Annotated in this window: 12 protein-coding genes; all 12 read right to left on the bottom strand. The window is 53.2% G+C overall.

All coding sequences use genetic code 11. The features are described 5' to 3' along the window. Positions 1 to 16: 16 nt before the first annotated feature. From nuoL to ndhC, 12 genes are read right to left on the bottom strand one after another with little or no spacing between them, the layout of a single operon-like run. A complete protein-coding gene (gene nuoL / locus NB647_RS03240) occupies positions 17 to 2,221 on the bottom strand; it encodes an NADH-quinone oxidoreductase subunit L (RefSeq protein WP_269284145.1) in 2,205 nt (734 codons plus the stop codon). A gap of 36 nt (positions 2,222 to 2,257) precedes the next feature. Further along, positions 2,258 to 2,566 carry an NADH-quinone oxidoreductase subunit NuoK gene (gene nuoK, locus NB647_RS03235; protein WP_269265131.1) on the bottom strand — a complete coding sequence of 103 codons (309 nt, stop codon included), beginning with the start codon at positions 2,564 to 2,566 and terminating at the stop codon, positions 2,258 to 2,260. Further along, positions 2,563 to 3,222, bottom strand: a complete 660-nt coding sequence (locus NB647_RS03230) for an NADH-quinone oxidoreductase subunit J (RefSeq protein WP_269284143.1) — start codon at positions 3,220 to 3,222, stop codon at positions 2,563 to 2,565. The genes nuoK and NB647_RS03230 overlap by 4 nt, the downstream gene beginning before the upstream one ends. A 24-nt stretch (positions 3,223 to 3,246) precedes the next feature. Next, positions 3,247 to 3,735, bottom strand: coding sequence for an NADH-quinone oxidoreductase subunit NuoI (gene nuoI / locus NB647_RS03225; RefSeq protein WP_269265129.1), 489 nt, complete (start codon positions 3,733 to 3,735; stop codon positions 3,247 to 3,249). Between the two features lie 7 nt (positions 3,736 to 3,742). Continuing rightward, complete coding sequence (gene nuoH / locus NB647_RS03220) at positions 3,743 to 4,816, bottom strand: NADH-quinone oxidoreductase subunit NuoH (RefSeq protein ID WP_269265796.1); 1,074 nt, start codon at positions 4,814 to 4,816, stop codon at positions 3,743 to 3,745. Beyond that, a complete protein-coding gene (nuoG, locus tag NB647_RS03215) occupies positions 4,816 to 7,143 on the bottom strand; it encodes an NADH-quinone oxidoreductase subunit NuoG (protein WP_269284141.1) in 2,328 nt (775 codons plus the stop codon). The genes nuoH and nuoG overlap by 1 nt, the downstream gene beginning before the upstream one ends. Before the next feature lie 5 nt (positions 7,144 to 7,148). Beyond that, positions 7,149 to 8,450 carry an NADH-quinone oxidoreductase subunit NuoF gene (gene nuoF, locus NB647_RS03210; protein WP_269284138.1) on the bottom strand — a complete coding sequence of 434 codons (1,302 nt, stop codon included), beginning with the start codon at positions 8,448 to 8,450 and terminating at the stop codon, positions 7,149 to 7,151. Next, positions 8,450 to 8,926, bottom strand: coding sequence for an NADH-quinone oxidoreductase subunit NuoE (nuoE, locus tag NB647_RS03205; protein WP_269265126.1), 477 nt, complete (start codon positions 8,924 to 8,926; stop codon positions 8,450 to 8,452). The genes nuoF and nuoE overlap by 1 nt, the downstream gene beginning before the upstream one ends. Positions 8,927 to 8,946: 20 nt before the next feature. Next, positions 8,947 to 10,200, bottom strand: a complete 1,254-nt coding sequence (locus NB647_RS03200) for an NADH-quinone oxidoreductase subunit D (RefSeq protein WP_269284136.1) — start codon at positions 10,198 to 10,200, stop codon at positions 8,947 to 8,949. Beyond that, positions 10,200 to 10,805, bottom strand: coding sequence for an NADH-quinone oxidoreductase subunit C (locus NB647_RS03195; RefSeq protein ID WP_269284133.1), 606 nt, complete (start codon positions 10,803 to 10,805; stop codon positions 10,200 to 10,202). Before NB647_RS03195 ends, NB647_RS03200 begins: the two co-directional genes overlap by 1 nt. Before the next feature lie 12 nt (positions 10,806 to 10,817). Beyond that, on the bottom strand, positions 10,818 to 11,297 hold the full coding sequence (locus NB647_RS03190) for a NuoB/complex I 20 kDa subunit family protein (RefSeq protein ID WP_005877725.1): 480 nt from the start codon (positions 11,295 to 11,297) through the stop codon (positions 10,818 to 10,820). 3 nt (positions 11,298 to 11,300) lie between these two features. Next, complete coding sequence (gene ndhC, locus NB647_RS03185; protein WP_269265121.1) at positions 11,301 to 11,660, bottom strand: NADH-quinone oxidoreductase subunit A; 360 nt, start codon at positions 11,658 to 11,660, stop codon at positions 11,301 to 11,303. Between the last annotated feature and the right edge of the window lie 1,007 nt (positions 11,661 to 12,667).

Here is a 12,667-nt window from a genome sequence, read left to right as displayed (position 1 = left end):
TTTCCGATCAAACTTTTTATCTCAAACCGATAGGCACAAACCAGAACAACAGACACAACAGTCCGATGATCATGATGAATACATACTGATACAAATATCCCGACTGGAAATACCTGACGACAACAGCGAACCACCCCATCATTCTCGATCCACCTGTCATGGCACCATCTATCAAGGTCGCATCGCCCGTTCTCCAGAAAAGATATCCAAGACGTTTCGCCCCCCTGACCAGAATGTTCGAAACGATCCAGTCGATATCACCGGCCTTTGAAATGAAAGAAGCGACAATTTTCGTTTCCCTGATGAAAAAACGGGAAATGATCCAGTCTTCAATCAGGGTCACATCGATCCATTTCCAGAACACATTGCCCAGCCACAAGGCGCTGCCGACGAAGACATTTCTGTATAGCGAATCCAGATAATACTGGCCGACCAGAATCCGGTGCATGAAACGCAACTTGCGGCGCAACCGGATCGGTATGACCGGATTGACCATATAGAAATACCATGCTGTCGCAATTCCCGCCATAGCCAGCCAGAACGTCGGCGTCATGATCTCATGCAGAGTCATCGAAAGCGCGTTTTCGAAATGAAGCGTCATCCAGTACATGGCCGGATGCCGTTCATGATCAATGAAAATCACTTCGTCGAAAAAAGTGCCGTAAAGCATGGTTTCGATTGCCAGATAACCGATAATGATCGAGGGAACGGCCAGAAGCAGGAGAGGAATACGGATGACCCAGGGAGATTCATGCGGTTTTTCTCCCGGAAGAAGTCCGATCAGATTGCCTTGCGGCACTTTTTCCTTTTCAGCCGTTTTCAGATTGACCAGTTGCTGGCGCTGGAAACGCTCTCGCCCGTGAAATACATAGAAAAACAGGCGAAACGTATAAAATCCGGTCACAAACAGACCAATGCCGACAGCAATCAGCGCCACCGTCGCACCGGTCACGGATGAGACACGGATGGCATTGATAATCGATTCCTTGGAATAAAACCCGGAAAAGAACGGAACTCCGACAAGCGCCAGGGAACCGACCAGCGCCGTCGCATATGTCCAGGGCATATATTTTCCGAGCCCTCCCATATTCCGGATATCCTGATCATGATGCATGCCGAGGATGACCGACCCGACCGCAAGGAACAGAAGCGCCTTGAAAAAAGCATGCGTCATCAAATGGAATACAGCAGCCGAATAGGCCGAGGCCCCCAGTGCAACGACCATATAACCCAGCTGCGACAGGGTCGAATAGGCGACGATCCGTTTGATGTCGGTCTGCACCATCGCCACCAACCCGAGGAAAAGGGCGGAAATGGCGCCGACAATCACCATGACCGACAGGGCTGTCTCGGACAATTCGTAAAGTGGCGAAAGTCGGGCGACCATGAATATTCCTGCCGTCACCATGGTAGCGGCATGGATCAGGGCGGAAATCGGGGTCGGGCCTTCCATGGAATCCGGCAGCCAGACATGGAACGGAAACTGGGCGGATTTGCCCATGGCCCCGACGAACAGGAAAAGACAGATGGCCGAAACGGCCAGCCAGCCCGTTCCCGGAACGGTCATGGCCGCCAGCTGTTCACGCACATCGAAAACATCCTGGTAATTCAGCGAACCGGCAAAAGCGAAAACCAGTCCGATTCCGATAATGAATCCGAAGTCACCTACCCGGTTGACCAGAAAGGCTTTCAGTCCTGCCGAAACGGCAGTCGGTTTTTCCAGCCAGAACCCGATCAGAAGATAGGACATCACACCGACCGCTTCCCAGCCGAAAAAGAGCTGGATGAAATTATTGCTCATCACCAGCGAAAGCATGGCGAACGTGAACAGGGAAATATATGAAAAGAAACGGCTGACATTATCGTCGTTTTCCATATATCCCAGAGAATAAATATGAACCAGCAGCGAAATGAACGTGACCACCACCATCATCATCGCTGACAATGAATCGATCATGAATCCGATCTCGAACCGCGTTCCGCCTACCGTCATCCAGGTATAGACGGCATGATCGAAAACGGCTCCCTTCATGACATCCAGCAAAACGATGAGCGAACAGACGAAAGAAACCGAGACCCCCGCCACCGTCACCGTCTTCGACGTCCGTCTGCGGATCATGTGACCGCCAAACAGTGACCCCATCAGCCCTGCGACCAGAGCGCCCGCAAGCGGCGCGAACAGCGCGGCATACAGCAAATGGACGTTCAGTTGATCAGGCATGTCTGTTCTTTCCGTTATTGTACATATCCAAAACCGCTATCCCTTCAGACTGTCCATATCATCGGCCCTGACCGAACGGATTTTCCGGAAAAGGATCATCAGTATTCCCAGTCCGATGGCTGTTTCGGATGCGGCGACAGTCAGGATGAAGAAAACAAATATCTGGCCGGCAATATCGCCGAAATAATGGGAAAACGCAATGAAATTCATGTTGATCGCCAAAAGCATCAGTTCGATCGACATCAAAAGCACCAGCAGATTGCGCCGGTTCAGGAAAATACCCATCACGGCGATCGAAAACAGTATCGCCCCCAGAATCAGGTAGTGAACAAGCGTCACGTTCATCGGACATCCTCCCGCTTCCGGTTATTTTCCCCCGTTCCATGTTCTGTCGTCGCGGCTGTTTCGATACCCTCCGGTTTCAGGTCAACGATCCGGATCCTTTCTTCGGGCCGGACACGTACAGCGACATCCGCAGACGTGTATTTGGCATCCTTGCGATGCCGGATAGTGAGCGTCACGGCAGCGACCAGCGCAACCAGCAGTATCATGGCCGCGATTTCGACATTGAAAAGATAATCCGTAAACAGCGTTTTCCCGATTTCGGCTGTCAGCCCGATACGGGACGCATCCTCCGGTGCGTGCAGATCAAGCGAATAAAATCCCCTGAAAAGAACAACCGACATTTCCAGTACGATCAGAACACCGACCAGCAGGGCAACAGCCATATTTTTCCTCGCCACCCGCCTCAGTTCCACCATGTCGATATCCATCATCATCACGACAAACAGGAAAAGCACCATCACGGCACCGACATAGACCAGCATCAGAATCAGCGCCAGAAATTCCGCCTTGAGCAAAATCCAGAGCGCCGCTCCCGTGAAAAAGGAAAGAACCAGATACAAGACGGCATGGACCGAATTGCCCGACGTCACCACGCGCAAGGCCGCCAGCGTCAAAATGGCGGCGAATGCATAAAACAGGACGGTTTCGAATTCCATAACTTTCAATTGACTGGACAATCATCAGCGATAAGGCGCATCCGCCTCTTTCGCCTCCCTTATTTCCTTGGCATAGGTTTCACCGACAGAAAGAAGCACTTCCTTGCCAAACAGCAGATCGCCCTTCTCGTCGGCAATATATTCGAACATCGGTATTTCGACAATGGCATCGACCGGACAGGCCTCTTCGCACAACCCGCAGAAAATACACTTGCTCTGGTCGATTTCGTAGCGAGTCGTGCGCCGCGATCCATCCTCGCGTTCGCCGGTTTCAATCATGATCGCCTTGGCCGGACAGACCGACTCGCACAACTTGCAGCCAATGCATTTCTCCTCTCCGTTCTCATCACGCATCAGAGCATGCATTCCCCGGAAACGGGGTGACAACGGCGTTTTCTCTTCCGGATAGCGAACGGTCGGCTTTTTCCTGAACATGACGCGCAAGGTCAGCGCCAGCCCCTGCAACAGCTCGGTCAGTGCAAACGTCCTGATAAAATGTCTGATCGCTTTCATTGCCCCCTCACTGCCATATATTCAACGGGGTCTGCATCCAGCAGGCGATGAAAACAAGATACACCAGCGTAACCGGAATGAACACCTTCCAGCCGAGACGCATGGTATGGTCGTAACGGTATCGGGGAAACGTTCCGCGCACCCAGATAAACAGGAAAACAATGAAAAACGTTTTGGCTCCCAGCCATATCCACCCCGGCACCCACGCCAGAAAAGCCCAGTCCACCGGAGCCAGCCATCCCCCCAGAAACATGACGGACGCCAGCGCGGAAAAAAGAATGATATTGATATATTCCGCCAGATAGAACATGGCGAATGCCATCCCGGAATATTCCACCATATGACCGGCCACGATTTCCGATTCGCCTTCCACCGTATCGAACGGATGGCGTCCCGTTTCCGCAATCGCACAAACGACATAAATGATGAAGAGCGGGAAAAGCGGAATCCAGTTCCAAGACAGAAATGTGAAACCGTATGAAGCGAAAAAACCTTTGCTCTGCCCGATCACGATATCGGAAAGATTCAGGCTGCCGGAAACCAGCAATACGGTCACCAGTACGAATCCCAGCGGGATACCGAAAGAAATCATCTGTGCCGAGGCACGCACAGCCCCCAGGAAGGCGTATTTGGAATTGGACGCCCATCCCGCGATAATGATGCCGTAAACACCGATCGACGTGATCGCCATCAGAAACAGCAGTCCGGCATTCACATCGGCAAGCACCATTTCCGCCCCGAAGGGTATCACGGCCCATGCCGCCAATGCCGGTCCGATCGTCAGCACGGGCGCCAGCCAGAAAAGGAAACGGTCGGCTTTTTCGGGAACAATAATTTCTTTTAAAAGTATCTTGAAAACGTCTGCAATCGGCTGAAGCAGTCCGAGCGGCCCCACACGGTTCGGCCCCAGCCGTGCATGCATCCAGCCGATGACCTTGCGTTCCCAAAGCGTCAGAAATGCAGCCATTCCCAGAAGAGGCAATACAATGACTGCAATCCTGACCAGTATCCAGACAACCGGCCACATCGGACCGAAAAACAGCTGGCCGTAATGATGGATGAGATTCAGTATCTGGGCCATCATATGCGTTCCACCCTGATCGATCCGCCGATCGGCCCCAGCATGGCGGTTGCCGCATGACCGGCAGCCAGCCTGATCACGTTATCCGCCAGCGTGGCATCACAGCAGGCGGGCAGAACGGCTTCACCTTCCGGTTGCATGACACGGACAGCGTCACCTTCGGCCAGCCCCAGTTCATTGAACAGGCCTTTCGGCAAATGCACAACCGGGCTTTGCGCCGCCCGGGTCTGTTGCAGCGCACCGGCACGACGGACGATCATGTCCGAAAAATAAGGCGGAACATCCGCAACCCGGATATATTCTTCCTCCGGTAACGACGAGGCATAAACAGGCGGCTTGCCGCTCATATTATTCAGCATCCCTGATATATTCTGTCCACACAGACATTCGTCCCGGATTTCTTCTGTCGTTTCATACCCGAATCCCGGCAAATCCAGGAAGTTTCCAAGCACCCGCAACACTTTCCAGGCCGGCCGGGTCTGCCCGAAAGGAACGACGCATCCCCCGAAAGACTGCACCCGTCCCTCGAAACTGACAAAAGTCCCCGATGTCTCGGTAAACGGGGAAACCGGCAACAACACATCAGCATAATGCGGACTTTGTTTGAAAGGCGACATCGCGACCACCATTTCCGCCTGTTTCAGGGCCGAAAGCATTTCCGGTTGACAAGCGGCATCCAGTTCCGGTTCGGTATGCAACAACAGAAAAGCCTTCGTCGATTCCGAAGCGATATCTCCAAGAGAAATCCCCGATTCCACAGCAGGAATGGCGCCGGCCAGATACGCTCCGGTCGCGTTGGCCCCTTCCGTCAAACAACCGAGTGCCGCTCCCGTCGCATCCGCAATCCATTCAGCCGCTTTATGCAGAAGCGACGCTTTTTCATGTCGCAAGGCAAGGGAACCCAGAAACAGCGCTTTCCGGCCTTCCTCCATCAGGGAAACGGCAAACGGTTCCGCCCGGCCCGAGACCGCGATCCCGCCGAATCCGTCAGGAACGGGCAAACCTTTTCGGGTGGCGATCACACAAATGATTTCGCCAAGTATCGACAACCATTCATCCGGTGAAGCCACCAGCCGGTTTTCGACCGGCATCAGCCAGTCATCATCGACGGCATGGAGCATATCGATTTTCGCACCGGCAAATGCCGCTTTCCGGAAACGTGCCGCAAGCAGCGGAACATCCTGCCGCAAAAACGACCCGATCACCAGCACACGATCCAGATCGCCGATTTCTTCAACACGCATCCCCAGCCAGGGAACAATCCTCCCATCCAGAGAAAAATCGGACTGCCTGAGCCGGAATTCGATTTTTTCCGATCCCATCTGCCGCATCAGTTTCTGCAACAGGAAACATTCTTCCAGAGTCGCCTGGGGCGATACCAGCGCCGCCAGCGACATCGGACCATGATCGCGCCGGATACTTTTCAATCCGTGTGCGACATAATTCAGCGCCGTTTCCCAGTCCGTTTCGATCCAGCGGTTGTCCTGCTTGACCATCGGTACCGTCAGCCGGTCGGAACTGCCCAACGCCTCATAGGAAAAACGGTCACGGTCGGAAAGCCAGCACTCGTTGACCGCCTCGTTGGCAAACGGCAACACCCGCATGACCTTGCCACGCAGGGTCTGGACATTCAAGTTCGATCCCAGGCCGTCATGAGGACTGACGGAAAAGTGGCTGGCCAGTTCCCATCCCCGCGCCTTGTACCGGAAAGGTTTCGATGTCAGCGCCCCGACAGGACAGACATCGATCATATTGCCGGACAGTTCGGAATTGACCCATGTCGTCGGAAAAGTCGTGATCTCGGAACGGTCGCCACGGTTTACCATACCGAATTCCGTCAATCCGCCGATTTCCGTCCCGAAACGGATACAACGTGTGCACTGGATACAGCGACTCATCTCCTGCATCGAAATCAGCGGCCCGACATTTTTCACAAAAACAATCCGTTTTTCTTCCTGATACCGTGAAGCATTGGCGCCGTATTCAACGGAATAATCCTGCAACAGACATTCCCCGCCCTGATCACAGACAGGACAATCCAGAGGATGATTGATCAACAGAAACTCCATCACCGCCCGTCTGGCTTTGATGACCTCTTCCGTATCAGTACGGACGACCATACCTTCCGTAACCGGCGTGGCACAGGCAGGGACCAGCTTGGACATCTTCCCGACTTCGACCAGACACATCCGGCAACTGGCCGTAACCGACAGTTTCTTGTGATAGCAGAAATGCGGTACCGGCTTGCCTGCATCAAGTGCCGCCTGCAGTAACGGACTGCCCGGTTCCGCCTTTATTTTTTCGCCATCGATCTCTATTTCAACCATATCGCCTAAGCCTGCCCTCCGGATGCGACAGGACACTGTTTATGTTCAACGTGATACTCGAATTCCTGGCGGAAACACTTCAGAAACGATCTGACAGGCATCGCCGCCGCATCGCCCAGGGCGCAAATCGTCCTTCCCTGTATATTGGAGGCCACCGAATCAAGCAAATCCAGATCGTCCGGTTTGCCGTCGCCCCGCTCAATCCGTTCGATCAGTTTGACCAGCCAGCCGGTACCTTCACGGCACGGCGTACACTGCCCGCAGGATTCATTCCGGTAAAAACGCGACAGATTCAGAAGCGACTTCACCATGCAACGGGTCTCGTCCAGAACGATGACTCCGCCTGTCCCCAGCATCGACCCGGCTTTCGCTATCGAATCATAATCCATATTCAGTCGCAACATCGTCTCACCCCGCAAAACCGGTGAAGACGATCCCCCCGGGATCACCGCCTTGACCTTTCGGCCGCCTTTGACCCCCCCGGCCAGTGCCAGCAACTCGGCAAAGGAAATGCCCAGCGGTACCTCATAATTGCCCGGAAAAACCACATCGCCGGAAAGGGAAAATATCTTCGTTCCGGGACATCCCTCCCGGCCGAGAGCTGCCCAGTGGTTTCCGCCCATCGCCATAATGAACGGCACATAAGCCAGCGTTTCCACGTTATTGATCGTCGTCGGTTGTCCATACAGGCCATTTGCTGCCGGAAACGGCGGTTTGAATCTCGGCTGCCCCCGTTTTCCTTCCATCGATTCCAGCAAAGCGGTTTCTTCACCGCAGATATAGGCGCCATATCCATGAACGGCATGCAACTCGAAATCAAAACCCGAACCCATCAGGTTTTTTCCGATGAATCCCGCTTCGCGAGCCTGTCCGATCGCCTCCTCGAAACGCTCATACACCGACCAGATTTCACCATGAACATAGACATAACCAGCTGTAATTCCCATGGCATAGGCGGCGATCAGCATCCCCTCGATCACGGCATGCGGATTGTACCGGAGGATATCGCGATCCTTGAACGTTCCCGGCTCGCTCTCATCCGCATTGCAAATCAGATAAGTCTGCCCTGCATGGGCTTTCGGCATGAAACCCCATTTGACCGCCGTCGGGAATCCTGCGCCGCCTCGTCCCCGCAACCCGGCGGCCCTGACTTCGGCGACGATCCGTTCTGCCGGCATACGACCGTCGAGGATACGTCTGATCTGTCCGTATCCTCCGCGAGTCACATAATCCGCCAGAGTCCAGTTATCGCCCGTCAGTTCCCTGAACAATACCGGTTCGGTATGACGGCCATGCAGGCAGGTCATTATTTCAGTTCCTCCAGCAACTTGTCGATCTTGTCTTTCGACATGCGCATATACATGTTCTTGTTATTCACCAGAATAACCGGACCATCGCCACAAGCCCCCATGCACTCGCTTTCCACCAGCGTGAACAGGCCATCAGGTGTCGTCTCACCGAATCCGATATTGAGTTTTTCTTTCAGATACTGTGCCGTCTGATCGCTTCCCGTCATTTCACAGGGCAAATTGCAGCATACGGCGATCTTGTACTTCCCGACCGGCCGGGTGTTGAACATACTGTAAAAAGTGGCGACTTCCTCGATGGCTACCGCGGGAACCCCCAGATAATCGGCGATTTCCTGCATCACTTCCGGGGACAGCCAGCCTTTTTCATCCTGTGCGATTGTCAGGGCGGCAATCGCCGCCGACCGTTTCTTGGTGGCAGGAAACTTTGCCAGTTCTTTCTCGATCTTCCGGTAGGATTCTTCACTCAGCAACATATCTCACCCATTTCCGCACACTAGCGATCCACCTCGCCAAACACAATATCGATACTGCCGATCACCGCAACGGCATCCGGTATCAGATGACCCCTGATCAATTTTTCCAGTCCCTGCAAATGGACGAAAGAAGGCGCCCTGATTTTCATTCTGAAAGGCTTGTTGGCACCATCGGAGATCATGTAAATACCGAATTCCCCCTTGGGGGCTTCCACTGCCGAATACACTTCACCTGCCGGCAGATGGAATCCTTCCGTGAACAGTTTGAAATGATGGATCAGTTCTTCCATCCCGGCTTTCATTTTTTCGCGGGGCGGAGGCGATACCCGGTAATCGTCGGACCTGACCGGCCCCGGATTCTTTCTCAGCCAGTCCACACACTGCCGGATGATCCGGTTCGACTGGCGCAATTCCGCAACACGCACCAGATAGCGGTCATAACAATCACCCTCCTTGCCGACCGGAATGGCGAAATCGATCCTGTCATACACTTCATAAGGCTGTTTTTTCCGCAAATCCCATTCCACCCCGGAACCACGCAACATCGGGCCGGTGAAACCGGATGCCAGAGCTTCTTCCGGCGAAATGACCCCGACACCGACCAGCCGCTGCTTCCAGATACGGTTATCCGTCAGCAGCGTTTCATATTCATCGACACATTTCGGGAAGCGCTCCGTAAAATCCTCGATAAAGTCCAGCAGGGACCCTTGCCGGTTCGCATTCAGTGTCGCAACCCGCTTGTCGCTCTGGAAACGGGTCTTTTTAAACTGCGGCATCGAATCCGGCAAATCGCGGTTGACCCCTCCCGGCCGGTAATAGGCCGCGTGCATCCGTGCCCCGCTGGCCGCCTCGTAGCAATCCATCAGATCTTCCCGCTCACGGAAGGCATACAAAAACACCGCCATGGCCCCCATGTCCAGCGCCTGCGAACCGATCCAGAGCAAATGGCTCATGATCCGTGTCATCTCGTCGAACATCACCCGGATATACTGTGCACGAACCGGAACCTCAAGTCCCAGCATTTTCTCGATCGCCATCACATAGGCATGTTCGCTGCACATCATCGAGACATAATCGAGCCGGTCCATATAGGGAAGCGCCTGCAGATAAGTCCGCTGCTCAGCCAATTTTTCCGTTGCGCGATGCAACATGCCGATATGAGGATCGGCCCGTACAATCGTTTCCCCATCCAGCTCCAGAATCAGGCGAAGCACACCATGCGCCGAAGGGTGCTGCGGGCCGAAGTTAACCGTATAATTGCGGATTTCTGCCATTATTTTTCGCCTCCGCCGGAATTCCGGACCACACGCGGCGTGATTTCACGTGGCTCGATCGCGACCGGCTGATAGACAACCCGTCTTTCTTTCTCGTCATAACGCATCTCGACATAGCCCTGAACCGGGAAATCTTTCCTGAACGGATGCCCGACAAAACCGTAATCGGTCAGAATACGCCGCAAGTCGGGATGTCCTCTGAAAAGGATGCCATACAGATCGAACGCTTCCCGCTCGAACCAGTTGGCCGATGGCCAGATTCCGATAACCGATGGAACCTCCGGCATTTCGCCGTCACTGGCGAAAACGCGCACTCTCAGCCGGCAATTGAATGTCAGGGACAACAAATGAACGACCACCGCAAAACGCTTTCTGTCCCGACTGTTTTCAGAATCGCCACCATACCCGGCATAATCCACACCGCACAAATCGATCAGTTCCTCAAAGCACAGCGAGGGATCATCCCGCAATTTCTGCATGACTTCCAGATAAACCGATGGATCCACCTCGACCGTCACTTCACCAAATGCTTCCGACACACCAAGAACCTTCCCGCCAAGAAGGATACGTACCTTGTTCGCCAGTTCAACCGGATTTCTCTGCATGGCTCTCTCCGTTTACTGACGGGCAATGGTGGAAGTGCGCCTGATCTTGCCACGCAGCTGCATGAGCGCATACAGAAGAGCTTCGGCTGTCGGCGGACATCCCGGGACATAAATATCGACCGGGACGATCCGGTCACATCCCCGAACCACAGAATAGGAATCATGATAATAACCGCCCCCGTTGGCACAGGATCCCATGGACACGACCCAGCGGGGTTCGGCCATCTGGTCATACACCTTGCGCAAGGCAGGTGCCATCTTGTTGCAAAGTGTCCCCGCCACGATCATGAGATCGGATTGTCGTGGCGAAGCACGGAAAAATGTACCGAACCGGTCCATGTCATAACGCGATGCGCTACTGTGCATCATTTCGATGGCGCAACACGCCAGACCGAACGACACAGGCCAGACCGACCCGGTACGCAACCAGTTGATGGCTGTATCCAGCGTCGTTGTCACGAAACCCTTGTTCAGCAGACCGTCAATAGCCACAGATTACTCCCAATTGAGCGCCCCTTTTTTCCACAAATACCAGAAACCGGCCACCAGTTCCGCCAGAAAAACCATGACAGCGACAAACGCCTGCCATCCCAGATCGCGCATGGCGGCAGCCCAGGGAAAAAGAAAAGCGGTTTCCAGATCAAAAAGGATGAACAGAATCGCAATCAGATAAAATCTGACATCGAACTTCATGCGAGCGTTCTCGAACGGGGCAAAACCGCATTCATAAGGCGACAGTTTTTCGGAATCCGGCCTGTGGGGAGCAAGGAATCTGCCGAGAAACAGGGAGAAAACGCCAAAAAACAATGCAACCAGAAGAAAAAGCAGAACGGGGAAGTAATTTTCTAGATTCACGTTCGACGCTTGATTACAGGAAATGTTGAAAGACGGGACAATCCCACCCATATGGCGCGCATTTCCAAAGGACGAGACAGGCTGGACTTTTGCAAGACGACTCCGAACCGAAACGACGACTTAAGAAACGTTTGGCAGACATACTAAAACTATATGATACACCGAAACGCGGTTTTCCTCAAAAGTACACTGATCCCAAAAAGGGAGAATTCGTTCCATATCAGACCACCTCCTTATCCTTTCACCATCTTTTGGGCCAGGATTCGAATATGAGTCACGATAACCCGATATATTCATGACAAGGATAGCGTTTATACGCCAGTTTCCCGATTTGAATTGACTGTCAGACACGGTTTGACACAACGGATAAAACGCATGTCCGGAACACTCCATCAAGAAACGGACAATACAGCGGCAAAAACCTGATGATTGATCGGCCGGAATTAGCCGGGACAAAACTGCTGTTTTCCATGTTGGCCAGATCGTAAACTTCTGCCATCCACCGGTATAACCCCTTGGCCGAACAAGTCATGGCTTTGCCTTTCTTGTTCGTTTTTTCGACACCCCCTTAATATGTCGATCAGCCCTTTCCTCTCTGTTTTCCGAATGTTTTTATCACCGACAAACGGAAAGAGATGTAATTCAAGCTGCCGTATCATCTTGTTGCGGTAATAGTCCGTTGTCCACCTGCCTCGCTGGCATACAGGCACCATGCAGCCTTCCGTAAAGTGTTTTCTTCATCCGCAGCCTTTGCATCTCGGCAGCTTTCACGGCTTCCATTTGCGCTTTTCTGATCTGTCTCTTCAGCAACCCGTTTGCACACATCATCACGCTTTTTGTGACCTGTGTCAGCGACACATCCGGATATTTGCCAAAAACCAGCTTGATAACTTACTCATTCAACCGGGTTTTCATCTTCGACAGCTTTGAACCGGCAGTTGTAATTTCAAGATACAACCTGCTGCCATCAAAAGGATATATGCGCTCTCTTTGGGTTCGGCTTTGTC

Origin of the sequence: Oxalobacter aliiformigenes, assembly GCF_027116575.1 — a bacterium.
In the GTDB taxonomy this organism is placed as follows: domain Bacteria; phylum Pseudomonadota; class Gammaproteobacteria; order Burkholderiales; family Burkholderiaceae_D; genus Oxalobacter; species Oxalobacter aliiformigenes.
This window is presented reverse-complemented; position numbering and strand designations above follow the sequence as displayed.

Bases quoted from the DNA above. Each gene is read 5' to 3' on its own strand.
- nuoE (WP_269265126.1), bottom strand. From the start codon at position 8,926: ATGTTGCTGAGTGAAGAATCCTACCGGAAGATCGAGAAAGAACTGGCA.
- nuoH (WP_269265796.1), bottom strand. From the start codon at position 4,816: ATGGCCCAGATACTGAATCTCATCCATCATTACGGCCAGCTGTTTTTC.
- nuoL (WP_269284145.1), bottom strand. From the start codon at position 2,221: ATGCCTGATCAACTGAACGTCCATTTGCTGTATGCCGCGCTGTTCGCG.
- NB647_RS03230 (WP_269284143.1), bottom strand. From the start codon at position 3,222: ATGGAATTCGAAACCGTCCTGTTTTATGCATTCGCCGCCATTTTGACG.
- nuoF (WP_269284138.1), bottom strand. From the start codon at position 8,450: ATGACCTGCCTGCATGGCCGTCATACCGAACCGGTATTGTTCAGGGAA.
- NB647_RS03200 (WP_269284136.1), bottom strand. From the start codon at position 10,200: ATGGCAGAAATCCGCAATTATACGGTTAACTTCGGCCCGCAGCACCCT.
- nuoG (WP_269284141.1), bottom strand. From the start codon at position 7,143: ATGGTTGAAATAGAGATCGATGGCGAAAAAATAAAGGCGGAACCGGGC.
- nuoK (WP_269265131.1), bottom strand. From the start codon at position 2,566: ATGAACGTGACGCTTGTTCACTACCTGATTCTGGGGGCGATACTGTTT.
- NB647_RS03195 (WP_269284133.1), bottom strand. From the start codon at position 10,805: ATGCAGAGAAATCCGGTTGAACTGGCGAACAAGGTACGTATCCTTCTT.
- nuoI (WP_269265129.1), bottom strand. From the start codon at position 3,735: ATGAAAGCGATCAGACATTTTATCAGGACGTTTGCACTGACCGAGCTG.